The following is a 24,673-nucleotide window of genomic DNA, read 5'->3' as shown; positions in this document are numbered from 1 at the left end:
TCACTCAGCGTCGCTTGGCCATCTCATTGATGAAACGGTCGAACAGCGGCGCTACGTCATTCGGGCCCGGGCTCGCTTCAGGGTGGCCCTGGAAGCTGAACGCGCTCTTGTCGGTGCGCTCGATACCTTGCAGGGAGCCGTCGAACAGCGACTTGTGAATCGCACGGACGTTGCTCGGCAAGGTGGCTTCATCTACCGCAAAACCGTGGTTCTGGCTGGTGATCATCACAACGCCGGTATCCAGGTCCTGCACAGGGTGGTTGGCACCGTGGTGGCCGTGGCCCATTTTCAGGGTCTTGGCGCCGGAAGCCAGGGCCAGCAGTTGGTGACCGAGACAGATGCCGAATACCGGAATCTCGGTTTCCAGTACGTCCTTGATAGCCTGGATGGCGTAGTCGCATGGCTCAGGATCGCCCGGGCCGTTGGACAGGAACACACCGTCTGGCTGCAGGGCGAGCACGTCGCTGGCCGGGGTCTGCGCCGGCACTACGGTCACGCGGCAACCGCGCTCGACCAGCATGCGCAGGATGTTGTATTTGACGCCGTAGTCGTAGGCCACCACGTGGTAAGGCAGGTCAGCGGCTTCGATGGTCGCGTGACTGTCGGTTTTCAAGTCCCAGACAGTGGAGCGCCACTCGTACTTCTCTTTAACGCTGACAACTTTCGCCAGGTCCATGCCTTTCAGGCCAGGGAAACCTTGCGCTGCGGCGATCGCCGCCTCTTCGGAGATATTGTCACCGACCATGATGCAGCCGTTCTGCGAACCTTTTTCACGCAGGATACGCGTGAGGCGGCGCGTATCGATACCGGCGATCGCCACAACATTGTTGGCTTTCAGGTAATCGGACAGCGACATCGTGTTACGCCAGTTGCTCGCGACCAGTGGCAGGTCACGAATCACCAGACCGGCCGACCAGACACGATCAGACTCGACGTCTTCCGGTGTAGTACCGGTGTTGCCGATGTGCGGATAGGTCAGGGTAACGATCTGTTGGGCGTAGGAAGGATCGGTAAGGATTTCCTGATAGCCGGTCATGGCAGTGTTAAACACTACCTCTCCAACGGTTTGACCGTCGGCTCCAATGGCTTCGCCGCGAAAAATGCTGCCATCAGCAAGGGCGAGTATGGCTGGCTTAGTCAAGAAGACCTCCCGTAAATAAAGCCTGAAAGGGCGATCGCAGGTTGTAAAAAAGCGGAGTGACGTATGGACACGTCACCCCGCTTGTTCACTGAATTATTCTGCGCGCTTTTAGTGGACACACTAAAGCTGTAGCTTACAGAAAAAGGCTTTTTTGGTCCACCGCTAATGAGCCTTAAAGGCAGGGGAATGCGACAGGACGTCGCTTAGCGGGTAAAAACGGGGCCTAAGCATAAGCTTGAGGCCCCGTTTTAGCTACTGATTAGTGCAGATCCAGCACGTCGCGCATGTCGTACAGGCCAGGCTCGCGACCCTCCAGCCAAAGCGCAGCGCGGACCGCCCCCTTGGCAAAGGTCATGCGACTGGAAGCCTTGTGCGTGATCTCCAGGCGCTCGCCTTCGGTGGCGAACAACACAGTGTGATCACCCACCACATCGCCACCGCGCACGGTTGCAAAACCAATGGTGTCACGCGCACGCGCGCCGGTATGACCTTCACGGCCATACACAGCCACTTTAGACAGATCACGCCCCAACGCATCGGCAATCGCCTCACCCATGCGCAGCGCAGTGCCCGACGGCGCATCGATCTTGTGACGGTGATGGGTCTCGATGATTTCGATATCCGCCTCATCACCCAGCACGCGAGCTGCCAGATCCAGCAACTTGAGCGACAGGTTCACACCCACACTGAAGTTGGCCGCGAAGACGACAGGAATATCCTTGCCCGCCTCCACCAGCAATTGCTTCTGCTCAGCCGTCAAACCGGTTGTGCCGATCACCATGGCCTTGCCCGCCTTGCGGCAAAACGCCAGGTTTTTCAGCATCACCTCCGGCAGAGTAAAGTCGATCAGCACGTCAAACTCATCGGCCACCTGCTCCAGGTTGCCCGACAGCGAAACACCGATGCGACCCAGCGAGGCCAATTCACCCGCGTCCGCGCCGATCAACGTACTGCCAGGGCGAACGATCGCCGCTGTCAGCCCGGAGGCCGGCGAGCGCTGCTGCACCGCTTCGACCAGCGTCTTGCCCATGCGCCCTGCAGCGCCCATCACGGCTATACGTCGCATACTCAATTCCTTACAGGTCGCCGAAGAAGCGCTTCACACCATCGAAAAAGCCCGCGGTTTTCGGCGAGTGGGAGTCATCCCCCTCCATCGAACCACGGAACTCTTCAAGCAGTTCGCGCTGACGACGGTTCAGGTTGACCGGCGTTTCTACCGCCACGCGACACATCAGGTCGCCAGCACCGCCGCCACGCACTGGCGCAACGCCTTTACCACGAATGCGGAACTGCTTGCCGGTCTGGGTGCCTTCCGGGATCTTGAGCTTGACCCGACCATCCAGGGTCGGAATCTCCAGCTCGCCACCCAGGGCCGCATCGACAAAGCTGATCGGCACTTCGCAGAACAGGTGCTTGCCGTCACGCTGGAAGATCGAGTGCTCGCGCACATTGATCACCACATACAGGTCGCCCGTCGGGCCACCCTGAGTCCCCGCCTCGCCTTCACCCGACAGGCGAATGCGGTCACCGGTGTCCACGCCCGCAGGCACTTTCACCGACAGCGTCTTGTACTCTTCTACGCGGCCTTCGCCGTGGCAGGAATCGCACGGGTCGGAAATGATCTTGCCCTGGCCATGGCAGCGCGGGCAGGTCTGCTGCACCGAGAAGAAGCCCTGCTGCATGCGCACCTGGCCGATACCGCCACACGTAGGGCAGGTGATCGGCGAGGAGCCCTTCTTGGCACCCGAACCGTCACACGGTTTGCAGTTGACCAGCGTCGGCACACGGATATTGACGCTGGTGCCGCGCACGGCTTCTTCAAGATTGAGTTCCAAGGTGTAGCGCAAGTCGCTGCCACGCTGGGCACCGCCACGCTGACCACCCCGGCCACCACCGAAAAAGTCGCTGAATACGTCGCCGAAAATATCGGAGAAGTTCTGACCACCAAAACCGGCACCGCCGCCACCCATGCTCGGGTCGACGCCGGCGTGGCCATACTGGTCGTAGGCCGCACGCTTATTGGGATCAGACAGGCATTCGTAGGCCTCATTGGCCTCTTTGAACATTTCTTCGGATTCTTTGCTATCCGGATTACGGTCCGGGTGGTGCTTCATCGCCAGGCGACGGTAAGCCTTCTTCAGGTCCGCCTCGCTGGAGCCGCGCTCCACACCCAACACTTCGTAATAGTCACGCTTTGCCATAAGTCTTTGCACTCTTAAGGACGTTCAGCCAGACCCTCCTGAGCCTTGCCAAACTCGTTGAGCCCCAATACAGGCCCGGACCCAACTCACGTCAATTCAACGATCCTGGTCATTACTACTTTTTAGCCAGGTACCCGGCCAAAAGTGCGGTATTTACTGCTCGGAAAGCAGGAGCATTCCCGATCACACCGCCAGCATCCGCACGTTGTCGCATGCTGTAAAAATTCGCATACCCCAGACACGCCAACGCGGGAGCAAGCTCCCGCGCGGCGACATCCTACCAGTCACCGCTTGATAGCGGTTAACCGGGCGACCAACTTACTTCTGGTCTTTGACTTCTTCGAACTCGGCATCGACAACGTCGTCGTGCTTGGCTTCAGGCTCTGCGTGCTGTGCAGCGCCTTCTGCCGGCTGGCCTTGCTCGGCGTACATTTTCTGGGCGACTGGCGCGGAGACTTTCGACAGTTCCTCAACCTTGGCTTCGATGGCAGCCTTGTCGTCGCCTTTGATAGCGGCTTCCAGGGCAACCACGGCAGCTTCGATCGCGGTCTTCTCTTCGGCAGTCACTTTGTCGCCAGCATCAGCAACCATTTTGCGCGTCGAGTGAACCAGGGCATCACCTTGGTTACGTGCACCGGCCAATTCAGCAAACTTGGCGTCTGCATCGGCGTTGGCTTCAGCATCACGGATCATCTGTTGAATTTCTTCATCAGACAGGCCGGAGTTGGCCTTGATGGTGATCTTCTGCTCTTTGCCAGTGGCCTTGTCCTTGGCACCTACGTGCAGGATGCCGTTGGCGTCGATGTCGAAGGTTACTTCGATTTGTGGCACGCCACGTGGAGCAGGTGGAATCTCGGCCAGGTCGAACTTGCCCAGGGACTTGTTCTGAGCAGCCTGCTTACGCTCACCTTGCAGCACGTGAATGGTCACAGCGCCCTGGTTGTCGTCGGCAGTCGAGAACACTTGCGATTTCTTGGTAGGAATCGTGGTGTTTTTCTCGATCAGCGCAGTCATCACGCCACCCATGGTTTCGATACCCAGGGTCAGTGGGCTCACGTCCAGCAGCAGTACGTCTTTCACGTCACCGGCCAATACCGCGCCCTGGATAGCAGCACCCATGGCAACCGCTTCGTCCGGGTTCACGTCTTTACGTGCTTCCTTGCCGAAGAACTCAGTCACTTTCTGCTGTACCAGTGGCATACGGGTCTGACCGCCCACCAGGATCACGTCGTTGATGGAACCAACGTCGATACCGGCGTCTTTCAGAGCGATGCGGCAAGGCTCGATGGTGCGTTGAACCAGGTCTTCGACAAGTGCTTCCAACTTGGCGCGAGAGATCTTCACGTTCAAGTGCTTAGGACCGGTGGCGTCTGCAGTGATGTACGGCAGGTTCACGTCGGTCGAATTGCTCGAAGACAATTCGATCTTGGCTTTTTCAGCAGCTTCTTTCAGACGCTGCATCGCCAGCGGATCACCTTTGAGGTTGATGCCGCTTTCCTTCTTGAACTCGTCAACGAGGTAGTCGATCAGACGGATGTCAAAGTCTTCACCACCCAGGAAGGTGTCGCCGTTGGTGGCCAACACTTCGAACTGGTGCTCGCCGTCAACTTCAGCGATCTCGATGACCGACACGTCGAACGTACCGCCACCCAGGTCATAAACGATCACAGTGTGGTCGCCCTTGGCCTTGTCCATACCGTAAGCCAGAGCAGCTGCGGTGGGTTCGTTGATGATACGTTTTACGTCCAGGCCCGCGATGCGGCCGGCGTCTTTGGTCGCCTGACGCTGGCTGTCGTTGAAGTAGGCCGGAACGGTGATCACCGCTTCGGTCACTGTTTCACCGAGGTAGTCTTCAGCCGTCTTCTTCATCTTTTTCAAGACTTCAGCCGAGATCTGCGGAGCAGACATCTTGTTGCCATTGACTTCAACCCAGGCGTCACCGTTGTCAGCCTTGGCGATTTTGTAAGGCACCATCTTGATGTCTTTCTGTACGACTTCTTCGTCGAACTTACGGCCGATCAGACGTTTTACCGCGTACAGGGTGTTGTGCGGGTTGGTCACAGCCTGGCGTTTGGCCGACTGACCAACCAGGATCTCGCCGTCATTTGCGTAAGCAATGATCGACGGCGTGGTACGCGCGCCTTCGGCGTTTTCGATAACTTTGGCTTTGCCGTTTTCCATGACGGAGACGCAGGAGTTGGTGGTCCCCAGGTCGATACCGATAATTTTGCCCATGATTTACTCTCCCGAAACTTGAATTTGGTTGCCGCAGCAGTGGTGGCTAACTGCGGTAGCACTTAAACGCTTGACTTATAGATGGGGGCCTTGCGGCGTATTTCAAGCCTGCTCATCAATAGAAGGCGAAACCGGTGCAGGCGCCTTGCTCACCACAACCATCGCCGGGCGCAGCAAGCGACCATTGAGCAGGTAACCCTTCTGGAATGTTTTGAGCACGCTGTTCGGCTCCAGGTCATGGCTTTCCTGCATGGCCATGGCCTGGTGATGCTCAGCGTTGAACGGCTCGCCGCCTTGTGGATCGATCGCTTCCAGCTGATAACGCTTCAGGGTGTCCTGGAACATTTTCAGGGTCAGTTCGATCCCTTCGCGCATCGGGCGGATGTTTTCGTCGTCCGGGTTGGACAATTCAAGGCCACGCTCCAGGCTGTCGATGATCGGCAGCAAGTCATTGGCGAATTTTTCCAGCGCGAACTTGTGAGCCTTTTCTACATCCTGCTCGGCACGGCGGCGGACGTTCTGCAGATCAGCGGCAACACGCAAAGACTGATCCTGCGCAGCGGCCAATTGCTCTTCAAGCACTTGCACGCGGGTTGCCAGCTCATCGCCGACAGCCGAATTGGCGTCTGGAGTTTGCGTATCCTGCGTCTGTTCGTCAGCCATAGTTTTCTCCTTTCAAAATCATGCGCGAACTCGACTCGCGCTTCTGTTCCGGTATATGGGGCCACAATTTCCAGGTTCAAGGGTGCAGGCGTTACCAAAAGTCTTTCAGGTGCTCAGGATCAATTCCCGCACTGTCATTCCTCGTCGCACTTAAAAAGCAGGCCATTCAAGCAAATCGAGCTAAGCATCAGGATTGTCAGCCCTGAACAAAACACTGTATAAATAACCAGACCTAACACCTGGGAGCGGTCTTCATGCTCGTGCACCTGTCCGTACATAACTACGCCATCGTTGAACATCTGGATCTCGAACTGGATCGCGGGATGAGCGTAATCACAGGCGAGACCGGCGCCGGCAAGTCGATCATGCTCGACGCCCTGGGCCTTACCCTTGGCGACCGCGCCGACAGCGGCGTTGTGCGCCCTGGCGCCGACAAAGCCGATATCCTGGCCACGTTTGACCTGGCGGACATTCCCGAGGCAGAAGCCTGGCTGGCAGAACGCGACCTGAATATTGAAGGCCCCTGCATCCTGCGCCGGGTCATCACCGCCGAAGGGCGCTCCCGCGGCTACATCAATGGCACGCCCTGCCCCCTGGGAGACTTGAAAGCACTGGGCGAACTGCTGATTGATATCCACAGCCAGCATGAACACCAGTCCCTGCTGAAAACCGACACCCACCGCCGCCTGCTCGACGAATACGCAGGCGCAACGGACCTTGCCCGACAAGTACAACTTGCTGCCCAACGCTGGCGCCAGACTCGCCAGGAACTGGAGCGCCTCTCCAATTCCGGCGACGAACAACGCGCCCGCCACCAACTACTGAGCTATCAGCTTGAAGAGCTCGAAAGCCTGGGGCTTGGCGAGACCGAACTGGAGCAGTTGGAGCAGGAACACAAAAACCTGACCAATGCAGAAACCCTGCTGGGTATTTGCCGCCAGGTCGTGGAGCAATGCAGCGAGAGTGATTCCGGCAACGTGCTCAATGCGCTGACCGCGAGCCTCAATCGCCTGTCCAGCGTGAACAGCGGGTCTGGCGCCTTGGGCGAAGCCACCACCTTACTGACCAGCGCGCAGATTCAGGTCGAAGAAGCGGTGGGTGAACTCAACCGTTTCCTGGATCACTTCGATGCCGACCCGGCACGCCTGCAAGAAATAGAAGAGCGCCTGGATACCATCTACACACTGGCGCGCAAACACCGAATCCAGCCTACTGAAGTTGCAACCCTGCAGCAGAAACTGCTGGATGAGATCGAAACCCTGAATGCCAACGACGAATCCATCGAGCGATTGGGCGAGGAACTCGCCTCATTTGCACGTCACTATCAGGAGAAAGCGCGTGAACTGAGCGACCTGCGCCAGCAGGCAGCCACCAGCCTGGCCAGCGCGGTGGAGCAGGAAATTCAGCGACTGGGCATGCCTGGCGGTCGATTCACCATTGAACTGCGCGCCAACGCCAGCAACGAATTGCAACCTCATGGCCTGGAGCAAGTCGAGCTACTGGTCAGCGCCAACCCCGGGCAACCGCTCAAGGCATTGGCAAAAGTCGCCTCTGGTGGCGAGCTGTCGCGAATCAGCTTGGCGATTCAGGTGATCACCGCCCAGACCTCACGCGTACCCACCCTTGTGTTCGACGAAGTGGACGTGGGTATTGGCGGCCCGACGGCGGAGATTGTTGGCCAGTTGTTACGTCGCCTGGGCGATCGCGGGCAGGTGCTCACGGTAACGCACTTGCCGCAAGTGGCCGCCCAAGGGCATCAACATTTGTTTGTGCATAAAGTGCGGGGAAGCGACGCGACGCACACCGCCGTGTCGAAGCTGAACAAGTCGGAACGCGTGGAAGAAGTGGCACGAATGCTTGGGGGTATCGACCTGACCAAGGAGTCCCTGGCCCACGCGAAGAAAATGGTCGTGGCCGCCAAGGCTTAAACTGGCATTTTCCTCTCTATAGAAAGCACGAAGGCGACCTCTGGGTCGCCTTCGATCATTGCGCAGAGCAAATCTGCAGCTTTTTTACTTTTTCTTACGGATGTACAGCACTAGGTTGTGGTCCACCAAATCGAATCCATGCTCCTCAGCAATTTGGTGCTGGAGCTTCTCGATTTCCGGGCTGGTGAACTCGATAACCTCATTGGTATCCAGGTCAACCATGTGGTCGTGATGACCACCGTCAGCCAGTTCGAACACTGCATGACCGCCGTCGAAATTATGACGAACCACCAGTCCTGCGGCTTCAAACTGGGTCAGCACACGGTAGACCGTGGCCAGGCCAACGTCCTCGTTAGACTCCATCAGCGCCTTGTAAACATCCTCGGCACTCATATGACGCTGCTCAGCAGAATCGAGCATTTGTAGAATCTTGACTCGCGGCAGAGTCACTTTGAGACCGGCTTTGCGTAGTTCGCTATTTTCAACCATGGTTAGCTTTCTCGCGGATGCTGCTTCGCAGCTTCTCTTAATACGGGTATGATCGGCGTTTACGTTGTCCCAGCCAAGATAGTGGAAGTCGCCCACCGATGCAAAACACCAAGCTCTTGCTAACCAGTTTCACCTTTGTGGGACTGCTCGCACTCGCCGGTTGTTCATTCCCCGGGGTTTACAAAATCGACATCCAGCAGGGCAATGTCGTCACGCAGGATATGATAGACCAGTTGCGCCCGGGAATGACCCGACGGCAAGTACGGTTTATCATGGGTAACCCCCTGCTGACCGACACTTTCCATGCCGATCGCTGGGATTATCTCTACAGCATTCAACCGGGTGGCGGTGAACGCCAACAAGAGCGTGTCAGCGTCATCTTTAATGGCAATGACCAGCTTGTCAGCCTGTCCGGTGACTTCATGCCCGGCGTAAGCCGTGATGAAGCCCTGCTTGGCAAGGACAACGGTACCAATGTGACGGCCCCTGCGCAGGACGCGGAAAAGCCGAAATCCGAAGTACCGGCCAAGCCAGGCTCCTTGCTCGACCAGATCCAGAAGGACGTCGACGGCGTGAAAACCGTTCCAGTCCCGACGCCAGAACCTCTGGACGCCAGCCCGCAGTAATAACGCGGCGCTCAACAAAAAGCCCGGCATGCCGGGCTTTTTGTTGCCTGTCGTTTGGCTCGCCTAAGTATTCTGCTGCTTGGCCAATGCCGCCTTGACCGCGCGCAGCCGCCGCACTTCTTTAGGATCAGCCAGTAGCGGCCGGTAAATCTCGATGCGATCGCCGGCCTTCACTGCTTGCGTATCCGGGTCGACTACCACCTTACCGAAAATCCCCAGCGGACAATCCGCGAGTTCCAGGCCAGGAAACGCCCGAGCAATATCCGACGCCAACACTGCTGCCCTCAAGCTGGTACCCGACGCAACCGCAACCGCGACCAGCACCTGACGGTCTTCGGCGGCATACACCACCTCAATCTCAACCATGCAGTTGCTTGGCCCGCTGACAGAACGCATCCACCAACGTATTGGCCGCTTGATTGAACAAAGGCCCCAACGTCGCCCGCACGATAGGGCCTGCGTAATCAAAGGACAGGTCCAGGCTGATCTTGCAGGCTTTGTCCGTCAGTGCCTTGAACACCCACACCCCATGCAACTGGGTGAACGGCCCTTCCTGCAGGTTCATTTCGATGGACTTGCCCGGCACCAGCACATTGCGCGTAACAAAATGCTGGCTAAGACCGCCCTTCGCCACCCCGACACTGGCAACCATATGCTCATCGCTGCTTTCCAGCACCTCGGCGGCAGAGCACCACGGCAAGAATTCCGGGTAACGCGCCACGTCGTTGACCAGGTCATAGAGCGCCTGCGCCGGATAAGGCAGCAAGGCCGAGCGTTGAATGTGCGTCGTCATGTGAGCGTTATTTCCACTGCTGAGGCAAACATCGCGAAAAAACAGCCCGATCCGCGAGAGAAAAAAACCAAAGAATTGCCCGCATTGTCCGGGATTCGTCCAACACGCTCAAGCACGCAGGTTGACCGTAGCCGACACGCTCGCAACTCCCTATAATGCCGCCCCTATGGCTAAACAAAAGAAACACCCCACAGGGACCATCGCGCAAAATAAAAAAGCGCGACACGATTACTTCATCGAACATCGTTTCGAGGCTGGTCTGGTCCTGGCCGGCTGGGAAGTAAAGAGTCTGCGTGCCAACAAGCTGCAGCTGGTCGACAGCTATGTGCTGCTCAAGGATGGCGAGGCGTGGCTGCTCGGCAGTCATATCACCCCGCTGACCACCGCGAGCACCCACGTGATTGCCGACCCGGTGCGTACGCGCAAGCTGCTGCTCAATGCCCGCGAACTGGAAAAGCTCGCCGCGTCCGTGCAGCAAAAAGGCTACGCGTGCGTCTGCCTGTCCTGGTACTGGAGCAAGCATCTCGTCAAATGCGAGATCGCTCTGGGCAAGGGCAAGAAGGAGTACGACAAGCGCGACACCGAGCGCGAGCGCGATTCCAACCGTGAATTGCATCGCGCTGTGCGCAACAAGGGCAAGGAAGAGTAATTCCTGCAACGCCGTAGCCTTGGGACACATCCCAGGCTACAGGCCCTTGCGACGCTCCGCTCGCGCTACGCGCTGCACTTCCTGACGCACTTCTTCCAACACTTCCTGCACGTACAGCAGGTGACGTGTTGAGACTTCCCGCGCCTGCTCCGCCCGCCCTTCGATAATCGCCAGGTACAAATCCCGATGCTGATTGATCAGCATGTCGCGGGTTTCCGTACGCTGCTGGTACATGCCACCGATGTTGGTCACCACGTTTCGCTTGAGCAGATCGAACAAGCCGCGAATGGTGTGCAGCAACACCGCGTTGTGGCTGGCCTCGGCAATCGCCAGGTGAAACCTTGCGTCGGCCGCCCCTTCCTCCGCCCGGCTCACCTCATCGGCGCGCGTGTAACAATCCTGCAAGGCTTCGAATGCAGTGGTCAGTCGCTCACGATCAACTTCGGTAGCACGCAACGCCGCGTAATAGGCACAAGACGCCTCAAGCGTCTGGCGAAATTCCAGCAGGTCACGCTGCGCCTCGGGGTTGTTTTCCAGCAGGTGCAGCAGCGGGTCACTGAAGGTTGAGCCCAGGGACTCGGCCACATAGTTACCGCCGCCCTGCCGACTGACCAGCAACCCCTTGGCCGCCAGTTTCTGAATCGCCTCCCGCAACGACGGGCGAGACACGCCAAACTGCTCCGCCAATGCGCGCTCAGCGGGCAAGCGCTCGCCCGACTTCAGCGTGCCCTCAAGGATCATGCCCTCAAGCTGCTCGACAATATCGTCAGACAAACGGCGCGAACGCACCTGATCAAACCCCATCACTCATTCTCCACAACCCCGACCACTCGCCAGGGCCTCTATTCTGGCCTATCGCCGCGCTCGCAGCACCTATCAGAACGCCTTCGATTGACCCGATCAGAACCCCACCCCCACGCACCTACGACCAAAGTTTCGCGGGCGGCAAATTGACACACCCCTGGCAAGGCTTTTACTCTAGCCGACAGCAACTGTAAATTGGTATTACCAATTATCCAAGCTGACCAAACAACAACAATCAGGGCCATCCCCTATGCAAACCTGGCAACAGCTCTACAGCCCACTCGGCAGCCTCGGCCTGTCCGCATTGGCCGCCGTTATTCCGATCGTGTTCTTCTTCCTGGCGCTGGCCGTGTTCCGCCTCAAAGGCCATGTGGCCGGCAGCATCACATTGGCGCTGTCGATCCTGGTGGCGATCTTCGCCTTCCAGATGCCGGTGGACATGGCGCTGGCCGCCGCGGGCTACGGCTTTGCCTACGGCCTTTGGCCGATTGCGTGGATCATCGTCGCAGCAGTCTTCTTGTACAAACTCACCGTCAAGAGCGGCCAATTCGAAATCATCCGCAGCTCAGTCCTGTCGATCACTGACGACCAACGCCTGCAGGTATTGCTGATCGGTTTCTGCTTCGGCGCGTTCCTGGAAGGGGCTGCCGGTTTCGGCGCGCCGGTGGCGATCACTGCCGCGCTGCTGGTCGGCCTGGGTTTCAACCCGTTGTACGCTGCAGGCCTGTGCCTGATCGCCAACACCGCGCCGGTAGCCTTCGGCGCCCTGGGAATCCCGATCATCGTTGCTGGCCAAGTCACTGGCATTGACGCGTTCAAGATCGGCGCCATGACCGGCCGCCAACTGCCCCTGCTGTCGCTGTTCGTGCCGTTCTGGCTGGTGTTCATGATGGACGGCCTGCGCGGTGTTCGCGAAACCTGGCCGGCCGCATTGGTCGCGGGTTTGAGCTTTGCCGTCACTCAATACTTCACGTCCAATTTCATCGGCCCGGAACTGCCGGACATCACATCCGCCCTGGCCAGCCTGATTGCCCTGACCCTGTTCCTGAAAGTCTGGCAACCCAAGCGCACGGCCGGTGCGCAAATCGCAGGCGCCACCTCCAGCGCCGCGATTACCGCCAGCGTTGGAGGCTTCGGCCAGCCGCGCAGCACAACTGCATCGCCCTACAGCCTGGGGCAGATTTTCAAAGCCTGGTCGCCGTTCCTGATCCTCACGGTGCTGGTCACTATCTGGACCCTCAAGCCCTTCAAGGCGATGTTCGCCGCTGGCGGCTCGATGTACGGCTGGGTGTTCAACTTCGCAATCCCGCACCTTGATCAGTTGGTGATCAAAGTTGCCCCAATCGTGACCAACCCGACCGCTATTCCTGCGGTGTTCAAGCTGGACCCGATCTCTGCGACTGGCACTGCGATTTTCTTCTCCGCACTGGTCTCGATGCTGGTGCTCAAGATCGACGTCAAAACTGGTCTTACCACTTTAAAAGAGACTTTCTACGAACTGCGCTGGCCAATCCTGTCCATTGGCATGGTGCTGGCGTTCGCGTTCGTCACCAACTACTCCGGCATGTCATCAACCATGGCACTGGTCTTGGCGGCGACGGGTGCAGCCTTCCCGTTCTTCTCGCCATTCCTCGGCTGGTTGGGGGTTTTCCTGACAGGTTCCGATACGTCATCCAACGCCCTGTTCAGTTCGTTGCAAGCCACCACCGCACACCAGATCGGTGTCAACGACACCCTGCTGGTCGCGGCGAACACCAGCGGTGGCGTGACCGGCAAGATGATCTCGCCGCAATCGATCGCCGTGGCGTGTGCAGCAACCGGGCTGGTGGGCAAGGAATCCGACCTGTTCCGCTTCACCCTCAAGCACAGCCTGTTTTTCGCCACCATCGTCGGGCTGATCACCCTGGCCCAGGCCTACTGGTTCACCGGTATGCTGGTGCACTGAGACCTGCACGTCACAAGGTAAGAATCGACGCCGGACACTGCGTCCGGCGTCTGCTATTTCTGGAGGACCGATGAGCCTGCCTGCTGCTTTTCTGAGCGACGTCGCACAACTGATCCCGAAAGATCGACGCTTCGACGATCCCCTTTCCACCCTCGCCTTCGGCACCGACGCGAGCTTTTACCGACTGATCCCACAGCTGGTTATCCGCGTGGAGTCGGAAGACGAAGTGGTAGCGCTGTTGCAACTGGCCCAGCGCGATCGCGTGCCGGTAACCTTCCGCGCGGCTGGCACCAGCTTGTCCGGCCAAGCCATCAGCGATTCGGTCCTGCTGGTACTCGGCGACAACTGGAACGGTCGCGAGATTCGCGGGCAAGGCACCCAGATCCGCCTGCAACCCGGTGTGATCGGCGCCCAGGCCAACGCGTGGCTGGCGCCGTTCGGCCGCAAGATCGGGCCCGACCCGGCCTCGATCAACGCCTGCAAGATCGGCGGCATCGTGGCCAACAACGCCAGCGGCATGTGCTGCGGCACCGGGCAGAATACCTACCACACCCTGGCGGGCATCCGCCTGGTATTGGCCGATGGCAGCCGCCTGGATACCGAAGATGCGGCCAGCGTTATCGCGTTTAGAAAGCAGCACGGCCCCTTGCTGGAACGCCTCGCCGCACTCGGGCGCGAGACGCGGGCCAACACTGAACTGGCTGCAAGAATCCGCCACAAATATCGCTTGAAAAACACCACCGGCCTGTCACTCAACGCCTTGGTGGATTTCGATGAGCCGCTGGACATCCTGAGCCACCTGCTAGTGGGTTCCGAGGGCACGCTGGGGTTCATCAGCGCGGTGACCTACAACACCGTGATCGACCACCCGAACAAAGCGTCGGCGCTGATTGTGTTCCCGGATGTCGAGACGTGCTGCAACGCAGTGACCGTGCTGAAGACCCAACCGGTCTCGGCTGTCGAACTGCTGGACCGACGCAGCCTGCGCTCGGTGCAGAACAAACCAGGCATGCCCGCCTTCGTACAGCACCTGTCGGAAAATGCCTGCGCGCTGTTGATCGAATCCCGCGCCGCGTCGCCCTCATTGCTGCAGGAACAACTGGCCCTGATCATGGCGTCCCTGGTCGCTTTCCCTGTGGAAAAACAGGTCGACTTCACCGAAGACCCCGTGGAAAACGCCCGCCTGTGGGCCATCCGCAAAGACACCTTTCCCGCCGTCGGCGCCGTGCGCAAAACCGGCACAACGGTGATCATCGAAGACGTGACCTTTCCGGTCGAGCAACTGGCCATTGGCGTGAACCGCTTGATCGAGTTGTTCGACAAACATCACTACGACGAAGCCATCCTTTTCGGACACGCCCTGGAAGGCAATCTGCACTTTGTGTTCACCCAAGGCTTCAACAGCAGCGAAGAAGTCACACGCTACCAAGCGTTCATGGACGACGTTGCACAGTTGGTGGCCGTGGAGTTTGGCGGCTCGCTGAAAGCCGAGCACGGCACCGGCCGCAACATGGCGCCTTTTGTCGAGCTGGAATGGGGCAGCGAAGCCTATCAACTGATGTGGCAACTCAAACGCCTGCTCGACCCCAACGGCATTCTCAACCCCGACGTGGTGCTCAGCGAAGACCCGCAGATCCACCTCAAGCACCTCAAGCCCTTGCCGGCCGCCGACGAGCTTGTGGACAAGTGCATCGAGTGCGGCTTCTGCGAGCCAGTGTGCCCCTCCAAAGGCCTGACCTTGAGCCCACGCCAGCGCATCGTGATCTGGCGCGATATTCAGGCTAAAAAACGTGCAGGCATCGACACCACCGAGCTGGAAGCGGCCTACCACTATCAAGGCATCGACACTTGCGCCGCCACCGGCCTGTGCGCCCAGCGCTGCCCTGTGGGCATCAACACCGGCGACCTGGTGAAAAAGCTGCGCGCCCAGGAGGCGGATCGTCCGAAAACCGCCGAATGGCTCGCCAGCCATTTCTCGACCGCCCTGCAAGGCGCGCGCTTTACCCTGCACGTCGCCAATGGCGCCCGCATGCTGCTGGGGGCGCCGCGCCTGGCGAAGCTGTCAGCGAAAATCACCCAGTTGTCCAAAGGGCAGATCCCGCAGTGGACCAACGCCATGCCGCAACCGGAAAAAGCCATTCGCTTCAGCCCCGCCGTCGCCGACGAACGACCGCGCGTGGTGTACCTGGCGGCCTGCGTCTCACGGGCGATGGGCCCTTCCGCCGACGACAAGGAACAGATGTCGCTGTACGACAAAACCCGTGGCCTGCTGGAAAAAGCCGGTTACCAAGTGGTGTTGCCGGATAACCAGGACAGCCTCTGCTGCGGCCAGCCCTTCGCGTCCAAAGGCTACGCCGAACAGGCCGAGCACAAACGCCAGGAACTGATCGGCGCCCTGCTCCATGCCAGCCGTGGCGGCCTCGACCCGATCTACTGCGACACTAGCCCCTGCACCCTGCGACTGGTGCAGGACCTCGGCGAAACGCGGCTGGACCTGTACGACCCGGTGCGTTTTATCCGCACCCATTTGATGGATCGCCTGGACTTCACCCCACAGGAAGCCCCCATCGCCGTACACGTCACCTGCAGCACCCAGCACCTGGGCGAAAGCCAGGCCTTGATTGACCTGGCGCGGCACTGCGCCAAAACCGTGGTGGTCCCGGAAGGCATTCATTGCTGCGGCTTTGCCGGCGACAAAGGCTTTACCACACCGGAACTCAACGCCCACTCACTGCGATCGCTCAAGGACGCCGTGCAATATTGCACTGAAGGCATCTCCACCAGCCGCACCTGCGAGATCGGCCTGAGCCAGCACGGCGGCATCGATTACCACGGGCTGGTGTACCTCGTGGACCGGGTCACCCAGGCCCGCGCCCACTGATCCTGCAAAAAAACAGAACCCTTGCGCGCCGGCGCAGTCATCTGCATAGGCCTCGACGAACGAGGCCCATCCGTGATGTCGCTGGCAGCCGTTGAACGCCAGCAGCGTCGAGCCCTTTTGCGCAAGGAGATACCCTATGAAGCGTTCCGCTCTTGCTGGCTTGTTCATTACCGCTGCGATGCTGGCCTCCCCTGTTTTCGCGGCCGGTGAAACCGACCTGTGCAAAATCAACCTGGACAAAATCAATAACGGCCAAGCTCTGCTCGCCACCGACACCAGTGGCAAAAAGGGAGAAATCGACACCGCCGTCTCCCAGGCCAAGGCAGCCCATGCGGCCGGCGATGACAAGAAGTGCATCGAGATCACCTCCAAAGCCCTGCAAGACCTGCAGAACGGCGACAAAGGCGGCAATCAGTAATCACGGATGCTCAAGGCTAACCTTCGGGTTGGCCTTCTGTGACCGTTTGGCGTACACTGCATGAGCTTGTCACTCACTAAGAAACAACGAGTTACAAGCACGGGGCCGTTTAGGATTCGACGCCGGTTGCGAAACTTTAGGTGCATGCCGAGTTGGTAACAGAACTCGTAAATCCACTGTTGCAACTTCTTATAGTTGCCAATGACGATAACTACGGCCAGGAATTCGCTCTCGCTGCGTAAGCAGCCTTAGCCCTGAGCTTCTGGTACCTTCGGGTCCAGCAATCACCAGGGGATGTCTGTAAACCCAAAGTGATTGTCATATAGAACAGAATCGCCGTGCAGTACGTTGTGGACGAAGCGGCTAAAACTTACACAACTCGCCCAAAGCACCCTGCCCTTCGGGTCGCTGAGGGTTAACTTAATAGAAACGGCTACGCATGTAGTACCGACAGCGGAGTACTGGCGGACGGGGGTTCAAATCCCCCCGGCTCCACCACTTCAACATCTAAAGACGTCCACGGACGTCTTTTTTTGTGCCTGAAATCCAGTAAATACAGGGGGTTTCAGCTCTTTTTGGGGCTTTGGAGGATTTCTGAGTTCCAGGCGCATTGGTATCCCAGGTGGTATCCCGGACTACCAAATGCTATTTTCAGGATACCAAAACGGTGCTGGAGGTAGCCCCCATGCCTACTAACGCAACCCGCCTCTCCGATCGCCAGCTCAAGGCAGTCAAGGCAACTGGTAAAGACTTCGTCCTCAGCGACGGCGATGGCTTGCAGCTTCGAGTACGCGCGAGCGGCTCGATGATGTGGAATTTTAATTACCGCGAGCCGTTGACCAGAAGCCGTATCAACATGGCGCTTGGTCCATACCCCGACCTCTCGCTAGCCAACGCCCGGAAGAAAGCCGCAGAGGCGCGTGAGTTGCTCGCTTTAGGCACTGATCCCAAAACCCAGCGTGATGAGGTAAGGCAAGCCAAACTTGCTGAGACTGAACACACTTTCGAGAAGGTGGCCACTGCCTGGTTCGAGCTGAAGAAAGACTCCGTAACCAAAGCCTACGCCGAAGACATTTGGAGATCGCTGACGCTTCATGTTTTCCCTAGCATGAAAACAACGCCGCTCTCTCAAATCACTGCTCCGATGGTTATCAAAATCCTTCGCCCAATCGAGGCCAAAGGGAGCCTCGAAACCGTGAAAAGATTGAGCCAACGACTCAACGAGATCATGACCTACGGGGTCAACTCGGGACTGATATTTGCGAACCCCCTCAATGGAATTCGGGCGGTGTTCAAGAAACCCAAGAAAGAGAACATGGCTGCGCTACCACCTGAGGAGCTTCCCGAGCTCATGATGGAAATCGCGAACGCCAGCATCAAGCGCACGACCCGCTGCCTGATCGAATGGCAGTTGCACACAATGACCCGCCCTGCCGAAGCAGCTACCACACGATGGGCAGATATCGACTTCGACAAGCGCATTTGGACCATTCCGCCAGAGCGCATGAAAAAGCGTCGGCCGCACACAATCCCTCTTACCGATCAGGCACTTTCGTTACTGGAGACGCTCAAGCAACTCAGCGGTAACAGAGAGTACGTGTTCCCTTCAGATAGAAACCCCCGCACCCATGCCAATAGCCAGACCGCCAACATGGCGTTGAAGCGCATGGGCTTTCAGGACCGCCTAGTCAGCCACGGCTTGCGCTCGATGGCGAGCACCATCCTGAATGAGCATGGCTGGGATCCGGAGCTGATCGAGGTCGCGCTGGCGCATGTCGACAAGGACGAAGTTCGTAGCGCCTACAACCGGACGGATTACATCGAACGCCGGCGTCCGATGATGGCCTGGTGGAGTGATCATATTCAGAAGGCGGCCACCGGTAGCCTATCGGCATCTGCGATCAATCAAACCAGGGACCGTAACGTGGTGCCGATACGCTGAGCTTAACCGGCAACAATCCATGTCATCCGTGTCGAGGAGCATGGCGACAGAAATGACGACGGTCGATAAATCTCTCGCATGGCTGCGCATCTTCAGCCAAGCCCCTGAGTATGGGAAGGCTCCGCATTCCCATACTCAGGGGCTCACGCTTAAAAGATCTATCAGACAACCCCGAATTTCGCTTTTCTCCGGCGGATCACCCCTGCTGTTAATTCGTAGTAGTAGACGGTAGCTGGAGCTGAGCATCGCAGGTAGTGCTCCAGAAACCATCTCACGTGCTTTTCTCTCCAGGACCAGGGAGTCGCGCAACCCCAGCGCTCACGAATCACCTCGTGCATCCTTTCTGCTTGTCTAATGTGCCGCTGCCGCGTGGCATGCGCACCTTTGAGCACGGGACTCAGAAACAGCGCCATGTCGAATTCAAACTTCATCACCGACCTCCGATGTAGGCACTCACCACATCGATGCGGTTATGTCCCAACTCATGGCTGATCTGCTGTCGTGCACGCTGATCAAGCTCTCGATCTTCTCGATGGCCACGACCGCCATTGACGGGTGCAGAGAAGCCGGTCAGTTGCTCATAGCGCTCACAGGCGTAAGCCGCTCGCAGCTCATGAAAGCCTTTCAATCCATGCTCATGCAGGAGGTCCCGTGCCGGTCGCACGACTGTCTGTATGAAGTCTCTGTAGCTTTCGTCGGGTGCTAACAGGTTCCTGCTGCCCGTGGGTGATAACTCACTGGCTCTATCTAGGGCGCCACGGACTTGATCCGTGACCGTAATCCAACGCGGTGCAGATGCGCCTGACCGACCGCCTTTGGTACCGTCCTGGATGTTGATCTTCCCCAGGCGTTGAGCCTCCCGTTGCAACCGTGGAAGGTCCGCCAAGATCGCTTCACGCAGGCGCATGCCCGTCTCTCGGGCCAGTTGCACAATTGCGCTGACTCGTTGCTGACCTCGCTCTGACAGCGCCCGTGCGATCAGCTCGACCTGCGGGCGGTCTTGGCCTTGCGGTGCCTCACTACGCACGCTTGAGCGCTGCAGGCCTAGCGCCTTACTCGGACTGGGGATTTTGACGTACTGATCACCGCGCAGCGCGGCCATGGTTCGGTTCACGCTGGACAGTCGATTCTGCGCGGTGGCAATGCCGACGTTGCCCTGATTAACTTGCTCCCTCACATAAATGGCGTACCGCATGAGGGTGTCACGGTCGATCTGTCGCGCGTCATTCAGCCTCGGCCCTTCCTCAGATCGACACCAACGCACGAAGGCCTGCCAGCGATCGCTATGGGCTTTGACGGTAGCAAAATGGCCGTCGCCAAACAGATCTTTCAGGGCTTGCGGTCCGGCATAGCTGAGCTGGCGACCGAAGCCAAAATTACGCCCCGCTCGCTTACCGACCCGAGCCATTTTTCTGTTCCTGATCGACTGCAGCGAGATCATGCAAAAGGGCTCGCCAGTTCGCACTCACGATGGCGAACTGAGCCCAATCAGTCGGGCGAAAACACAGCGTGTTGTCAGTGACGTAGAGATGCGCGCCCTCCTCTTTCAACCACTGAATAATGGCTGTCGTCGAGGTGATAGTTTTACGGGTGGTGGCGACACCGGCGACAGCGGCGACACCCCTTGTCCTGCCTGGCTTTGAGCGTGGCGACAAAGTGGCGACAGACGCGGCGACAAATCGCGCTTTTGGCTCCTTTTGGCGCAGAGCCAGATGGTTACGCAACGCTTCGTCAAGATTGAACATGGCGCACCTCGAAGGTGTGGCCGTCGGTGATCAGCCACTGATGATCAATCAACTCGACCAACAGCTTGGCGGCATGACGACTGCTCTTACGGGCAAACCGGGGACCGTTGCGGTTCAGGTCTCGAATACTGAAGCGCTTCCAATCTTTGACCTGGAGCCAGCGCAGCAGCCGGTCCGCCTCCTCCTTAATTCGACACACTGGTTCCTGCTCAGTCAGTGGCTGGATCTCGGTGAGGTAGTAGCCAACTAAGGCCGAGGCCCGTTGGATATGGTCGACCTCCACGACGCTGCTCTCCTCCACGACGGCCAGAATGCCGGCGACGCGCAGCAGGTTATCGGCGGCCTTCGATCCGCTGGGCCGTACGCTGGCCAGCTCACCAAACTCACCCAGCTGAGCTTCGATGGCATCATGCAAATCAATCCAGCGACGGCGGGCTAACGGACAGAGGGTTAGCGGTGATAACTGCAAAGCACCATCAGGAGACAGTGACCAAGGCTGATGAAACAGGGCAGAGAGGCGATGGTGATAGCGCTTTAGGGCGCCATCTTTCGACAAGTCGACAGCCTGATAACTGCGCTGTCCGGCCAGACTGGAGGGCCAGGTCATCAGACAGCGACCGAGAATGCCTTGCCCCTGCAGCAACGGATCACCGAGTAACTGCATGGCTAAATACGGTTGCAGCATCAGGTGCAGGCTCAAGCGTCGGTCATAAGCTCGCAAGCTTTCACCAACCATGGAGCGCGCGCGATCTATCGGGCTGCCATCCCAGAGTGACGACAAGGTCGTAACCGCTTTCAAACGGTTATCCCGACTCATGGTGCTGCTGCCGAGGAATTGTCCACCCTCATCACAGAACAAACCCATGCTAGGTAGGTCATGACAGAGCCCCTTGACCAGGGCCTCGATAGTCGGGTCCGTGGTGATCAGCCTCGGGGCTGAAGGCTCCGCTTCGAGCGACATTCCGTTCGCGGACTCAGGATCGCCAGGCTTGATACGCTGCGCCTGCCGCTGTGCGGCACGGTGCCGTACAAGCTGTTCGCGGTAACGCTGCCACTGCTCACGCTCCCATTGCCGTGCTGGCAGCAAGGCAAATCGATCTGTCGCCGTCTTGCGATCCCCTGACGCGGCGACGGTGATCAGGTACAGCGACAGCGGATAACTGCGTCCGTCGAGATGTAAGCCCGCATGGCCTTGGGTGGCCAGCGCTGAGGCCGCCAACACCGATTGCGCTGCCAGCGCCTGGGGCACGCCGATGACCTCGGCCATGCGCTCCACCGCAGGCCAAAGAATCCCACCCAGTGCCTGCACCGGATAAGGCTGGGCCACGGGATTCGACTCAATCAGCGGTCGAGGGGACCGTGGTAGTTCAAGCTTCGGATCTAACTGCTGCATGGGCCCTCTCCTCGTTCATTGCTAGTTGTCCTCACGTAGTCCCGCCACGGCTGTTGAGTGTTATCAGGGATCAAGGCCCCTGCGGCCTGTGAGGTGTTCACTGACGCGGAACGAACGGCTCCTTACGACCGGGAGCAAGGGCATGAACCCATGAATCTGGCCTCCTTAGACGCATCCGAAGATGCGGGCGGGTGGAGGCTGCGCCGACTGACGAGTTCGGCACCTAGATATCCTGGGTGGGAGAAGGCAAAGACCTAGACACCTGAGGCATGCCTGACTGTCAGTCAGGTGCAGCACTTACATGGGCTGCGGCACCGGTGCTAGCGTCATTGCGGATGGCGACGAATCGGATTTGTCAGGCCGATTGTCACGAGGAGAGTTGCGGCAATGCCTCGTACGATTTGGATTGCAGCAGTGGTAGGAGCGCCCGTCTCTTTCCGGGAGAAAGAGACGGGCGCAGTCTGGCGCAGCGAAGTGTGCCGAAAGGTGAGGTTGCTGCAGCGCAGCGAGGAAGGTCCATCGTCTGCAGCAGTGGGCAGATAAGTCGAGTAGGCATCCATCACCCTTGGGGAGTGACCGTGCGAGCCTCCGGACGCTAATCGCACTTCGGGAGAACCACCACGCAAGTGGCGTAGCCTTGAAGGTTCTGGCTATCTGGGCAGGTGCTGTCAACGACAGCGATCCGTGCGCCAATTTTTATACCCGCTCGAAAAGACGGTCAAGCGTCACGGCCAAAGTGCAACAAAATTGGCGACTGTCGCCACTTTTGTCGCCACGCTCCAGGCCACATTCCGCATGGGCTGTCGCCGCTGTCGCCGGTGTCGCCACACCTATATTTATACCCCCACGAAAGATCCGCTCTGACACTGAAACGGCGCAACGCTCGATAGAGATCGCGGGCAATTTCTAAGGGGCAAAGGAAGGCGCCGCGCTAATCAAATCTGAAAGGAGAAAGTGGAGCGCGGTAGCTTCGAGAAAAAAAGTGAACCCTCCGATCGGCGCGATCAAAGATCGCTGGATCGGAGGGTTTAGCGGGAAAGGCAAAGTTTCAAACGTCAATTGCAGCCACAAGCATCGAAACTTGTTGGTCGGGATGCGGCGGCTTCACGAATCCCAGCAAGCCTATCTCGCCCAGCGCGTATATCAGATCAACCTGACGAAACCAGCATACGCTAGACGAAAATATGGCAATTTGATATCGTCCCGGTCTAAGGTGCTGAAATTTCGATGCCTAATCTTTACGCTAAGGAACCTATGGACAGGTTACGATTTGATCTTAACTTTATATTCAGGATATTGCTGACCTTCAATGCTACGTCGCTTCTGGTCATCATTTATCTCGTTCAAAAAGGTCTTACTCTGGCACATTTCTTTCCTGGCCTTCCCTGGTTAGACAAAACACCGAATGCTGTGTCCTATGCTTTATACCTTTTGGTTCCGATCCTTCTCACTGGAGTGAGTCTTCGCCTCAGTTCTTTGTTAGGAAAGGACGAGTTCAAGCAAGGGCAGGTGGATAGTATCGAGCACGCGAACAATAGCTTTTTACCCAGCTACCTGGGGTATTTCTTCGTGGCGCTCAGCGTGAGCAACTGGGAAACACTATTCTTTGTATATGGGGTCCTGTTCATTTTTACGTTCAGGTCACAGGCATTATATTTCAATCCCTTATTTTTGCTGTATGGATATGAGTTCTACAATATAACCACGACATCCAAGGCCTCCATATTCCTCATTAGCCGCGAGAGATACAAGGTTCCCAGTGATATCGCCATTGCCAAAGCCTTCAGAATAAATAACTACACATTTATTGAGCGAGAGTGAACATATGGACCATGTACTAGTAAAAGTAAAAAAACTGCGCAAAAAGCCAATCTTCAAGTTAATTTCCGATTACACACTATTCCCAAAATTGGAGATTGATCTCGCCGCGTGCATTCCTTACAACCCCGATCATAATTTGGACGAGGAGTGCTGGTTTAAGGTCGAACAGTTTTCAGAGCAAGCCTACTGCTCTGAAATTCTCACATCGGACTTCGATGCAAAAGACTACGACGACCTACCTAAGGATAAATTTCCGGATATTTCCCACATCTGTGCGCTTCAGGGCGATGATTTCTACTTTCAGAAAGTCACGCCTTCTCTGTTTCTGCGCCGAAAGACCTTTGTCTTTGGTGAGGTGGCAGAGGTTGAAGATGATCGACTGAGGTTGGTAATCAATGCTCAACCGGATGCGGTATATTTTTCCGCACTTGACGTGCTAATTTTCAAAAATCTGGCGACAATTTCCAGTATTTTCCCGGGCATCGATGAGCTTTACAAAGAGGCAACCCAAGAAGAGGTTAAACAATTCCTCGACGAGCCATTTATTACCCTCCGCAATGAATTTGATGCCGACAAAGTATCAAAGCCAAACCGAAAACGAATTGCACTGGCTATGGCTACGTTGGCAGCGTTACCCGAGCAGGACAAAGAAGGTATGCTCTCCTATATTGATGGCTATTGCGGCGAGAACTTGAAATTTAACAAAGACTCGGGAATGTTTGACATTTCTACGGACAACGATCTAAAAATGCTCATCTATGGGATAGAGCAGCGGTTCTACACCACCCAATTTGGACAGGAAAAACGTTTGGCAAACTCTGTCCAAGCATTGGGATAGTACCTTACCGGAATCTCGAATGGCGCGTGCAGTTTGACATATCCATTTGAGCTCTGGTTGCTTGAGTAAGTTGATCGCGTTAGTTTCAGAGTCTAGGCCTGCGCACGGCGTTGGTGATTCACTGCCTTTCTGCTTCTGGGGAGTGCCTCACTGACTCCCTC

22 protein-coding genes and 1 other RNA gene are annotated in these 24,673 nt (G+C 57.6%); 10 read left to right on the top strand and 13 right to left on the bottom strand.

Translation table 11 applies throughout. From position 1 onward, the window contains the following. Positions 1–4 precede the first annotated feature (4 nt). From carA to grpE, 5 genes are all read right to left on the bottom strand, one after another. On the bottom strand, positions 5–1,141 hold the full coding sequence (gene carA, locus HX803_RS05655) for a glutamine-hydrolyzing carbamoyl-phosphate synthase small subunit (protein WP_038843802.1): 1,137 nt from the start codon (positions 1,139–1,141) through the stop codon (positions 5–7). Positions 1,142–1,400: 259 nt separating this feature from the next. Continuing rightward, positions 1,401–2,207 (bottom strand): 4-hydroxy-tetrahydrodipicolinate reductase, encoded by an 807-nt coding sequence (dapB, locus tag HX803_RS05650; protein ID WP_122486192.1) that lies wholly within the window; start codon positions 2,205–2,207, stop codon positions 1,401–1,403. Between the two features lie 10 nt (positions 2,208–2,217). Continuing rightward, positions 2,218–3,342, bottom strand: a complete 1,125-nt coding sequence (gene dnaJ, locus HX803_RS05645; protein WP_178919542.1) for a molecular chaperone DnaJ — start codon at positions 3,340–3,342, stop codon at positions 2,218–2,220. A gap of 318 nt (positions 3,343–3,660) precedes the next feature. After that, the gene (gene dnaK / locus HX803_RS05640; protein ID WP_178919541.1) at positions 3,661–5,577 is read right to left on the bottom strand and encodes a molecular chaperone DnaK; all 1,917 of its coding nucleotides are present in this window, start codon (positions 5,575–5,577) and stop codon (positions 3,661–3,663) included. A 102-nt stretch (positions 5,578–5,679) separates the two neighbouring features. Then, complete coding sequence (gene grpE / locus HX803_RS05635; protein ID WP_016976812.1) at positions 5,680–6,240, bottom strand: nucleotide exchange factor GrpE; 561 nt, start codon at positions 6,238–6,240, stop codon at positions 5,680–5,682. A 254-nt stretch (positions 6,241–6,494) separates the two neighbouring features. Here grpE and recN point away from each other — a divergent pair, with 254 nt between their 5' ends. Then, positions 6,495–8,168, top strand: coding sequence for a DNA repair protein RecN (gene recN / locus HX803_RS05630; protein ID WP_178919540.1), 1,674 nt, complete (start codon positions 6,495–6,497; stop codon positions 8,166–8,168). An 84-nt stretch (positions 8,169–8,252) separates the two neighbouring features. On the opposite strand, the gene fur is transcribed toward recN, so the two are convergent. Then, entirely contained in the window at positions 8,253–8,657 is a 405-nt protein-coding gene (gene fur, locus HX803_RS05625; RefSeq protein ID WP_083360362.1) for a ferric iron uptake transcriptional regulator, read from the bottom strand. 98 nt (positions 8,658–8,755) lie between these two features. Between fur and HX803_RS05620 the strand changes: the two genes are divergently transcribed. Continuing rightward, positions 8,756–9,283 carry an outer membrane protein assembly factor BamE gene (locus HX803_RS05620; protein WP_178919539.1) on the top strand — a complete coding sequence of 176 codons (528 nt, stop codon included), beginning with the start codon at positions 8,756–8,758 and terminating at the stop codon, positions 9,281–9,283. Positions 9,284–9,346: 63 nt separating this feature from the next. Here the strand turns inward: HX803_RS05620 and HX803_RS05615 are convergent, their stop codons facing one another. Beyond that, a complete protein-coding gene (locus HX803_RS05615; protein WP_178919538.1) occupies positions 9,347–9,649 on the bottom strand; it encodes an RnfH family protein in 303 nt (100 codons plus the stop codon). Further along, positions 9,642–10,076: a type II toxin-antitoxin system RatA family toxin gene (locus HX803_RS05610; protein WP_016973780.1), complete on the bottom strand. Its 435-nt coding sequence runs from the start codon at positions 10,074–10,076 to the stop codon at positions 9,642–9,644. The genes HX803_RS05615 and HX803_RS05610 overlap by 8 nt, the downstream gene beginning before the upstream one ends. Positions 10,077–10,242: 166 nt before the next feature. Here HX803_RS05610 and smpB point away from each other — a divergent pair, with 166 nt between their 5' ends. Beyond that, positions 10,243–10,725: an SsrA-binding protein SmpB gene (smpB, locus tag HX803_RS05605; RefSeq protein ID WP_176998554.1), complete on the top strand. Its 483-nt coding sequence runs from the start codon at positions 10,243–10,245 to the stop codon at positions 10,723–10,725. A gap of 36 nt (positions 10,726–10,761) precedes the next feature. Here smpB and HX803_RS05600 read toward each other — a convergent pair whose 3' ends face one another. Next, the gene (locus HX803_RS05600) at positions 10,762–11,529 is read right to left on the bottom strand and encodes a GntR family transcriptional regulator (RefSeq protein ID WP_176998436.1); all 768 of its coding nucleotides are present in this window, start codon (positions 11,527–11,529) and stop codon (positions 10,762–10,764) included. Between the two features lie 250 nt (positions 11,530–11,779). Here HX803_RS05600 and HX803_RS05595 point away from each other — a divergent pair, with 250 nt between their 5' ends. The 5 genes from HX803_RS05595 (at position 11,780) to HX803_RS05575 (ending at position 18,715) form a co-directional block, all read left to right on the top strand. After that, positions 11,780–13,474, top strand: coding sequence for a lactate permease LctP family transporter (locus HX803_RS05595; protein ID WP_178919537.1), 1,695 nt, complete (start codon positions 11,780–11,782; stop codon positions 13,472–13,474). Between the two features lie 70 nt (positions 13,475–13,544). Further along, entirely contained in the window at positions 13,545–16,355 is a 2,811-nt protein-coding gene (locus HX803_RS05590; protein WP_178919536.1) for an FAD-binding and (Fe-S)-binding domain-containing protein, read from the top strand. 136 nt (positions 16,356–16,491) lie between these two features. Next, positions 16,492–16,773 carry a hypothetical protein gene (locus tag HX803_RS05585; RefSeq protein ID WP_178919535.1) on the top strand — a complete coding sequence of 94 codons (282 nt, stop codon included), beginning with the start codon at positions 16,492–16,494 and terminating at the stop codon, positions 16,771–16,773. Positions 16,774–16,874: 101 nt separating this feature from the next. Beyond that, positions 16,875–17,271, top strand: a transfer-messenger RNA (tmRNA) gene (gene ssrA / locus HX803_RS05580). 187 nt (positions 17,272–17,458) lie between these two features. Continuing rightward, on the top strand, positions 17,459–18,715 hold the full coding sequence (locus tag HX803_RS05575; RefSeq protein ID WP_086945978.1) for an integrase domain-containing protein: 1,257 nt from the start codon (positions 17,459–17,461) through the stop codon (positions 18,713–18,715). Positions 18,716–18,876: 161 nt separating this feature from the next. Here the strand turns inward: HX803_RS05575 and HX803_RS05570 are convergent, their stop codons facing one another. The 4 genes from HX803_RS05570 to HX803_RS05555 are packed head-to-tail and all read right to left on the bottom strand — an operon-like array spanning position 18,877 to position 21,853. After that, the gene (locus HX803_RS05570; protein ID WP_178919534.1) at positions 18,877–19,146 is read right to left on the bottom strand and encodes a hypothetical protein; all 270 of its coding nucleotides are present in this window, start codon (positions 19,144–19,146) and stop codon (positions 18,877–18,879) included. Further along, positions 19,146–20,123, bottom strand: a complete 978-nt coding sequence (locus tag HX803_RS05565; RefSeq protein WP_178919581.1) for an integrase domain-containing protein — start codon at positions 20,121–20,123, stop codon at positions 19,146–19,148. Before HX803_RS05565 ends, HX803_RS05570 begins: the two co-directional genes overlap by 1 nt. Continuing rightward, positions 20,107–20,460: a hypothetical protein gene (locus tag HX803_RS05560; protein ID WP_178919533.1), complete on the bottom strand. Its 354-nt coding sequence runs from the start codon at positions 20,458–20,460 to the stop codon at positions 20,107–20,109. Before HX803_RS05560 ends, HX803_RS05565 begins: the two co-directional genes overlap by 17 nt. Next, entirely contained in the window at positions 20,447–21,853 is a 1,407-nt protein-coding gene (locus HX803_RS05555; protein ID WP_178919532.1) for a YfjI family protein, read from the bottom strand. The genes HX803_RS05560 and HX803_RS05555 overlap by 14 nt, the downstream gene beginning before the upstream one ends. A 1,227-nt stretch (positions 21,854–23,080) precedes the next feature. Between HX803_RS05555 and HX803_RS05550 the strand changes: the two genes are divergently transcribed. Together HX803_RS05550 and HX803_RS05545 are read left to right on the top strand one after the other, a co-directional pair. Next, entirely contained in the window at positions 23,081–23,674 is a 594-nt protein-coding gene (locus HX803_RS05550; RefSeq protein WP_256732820.1) for a hypothetical protein, read from the top strand. 4 nt (positions 23,675–23,678) lie between these two features. After that, on the top strand, positions 23,679–24,512 hold the full coding sequence (locus tag HX803_RS05545; protein ID WP_178919531.1) for an ATP F0F1 synthase synthase: 834 nt from the start codon (positions 23,679–23,681) through the stop codon (positions 24,510–24,512). Positions 24,513–24,673 lie beyond the last annotated feature (161 nt).

Source organism: Pseudomonas sp. P7548 (assembly GCF_013386585.1).
Taxonomy (GTDB): Bacteria; Pseudomonadota; Gammaproteobacteria; order Pseudomonadales; family Pseudomonadaceae; genus Aquipseudomonas.
This window is presented reverse-complemented; position numbering and strand designations above follow the sequence as displayed.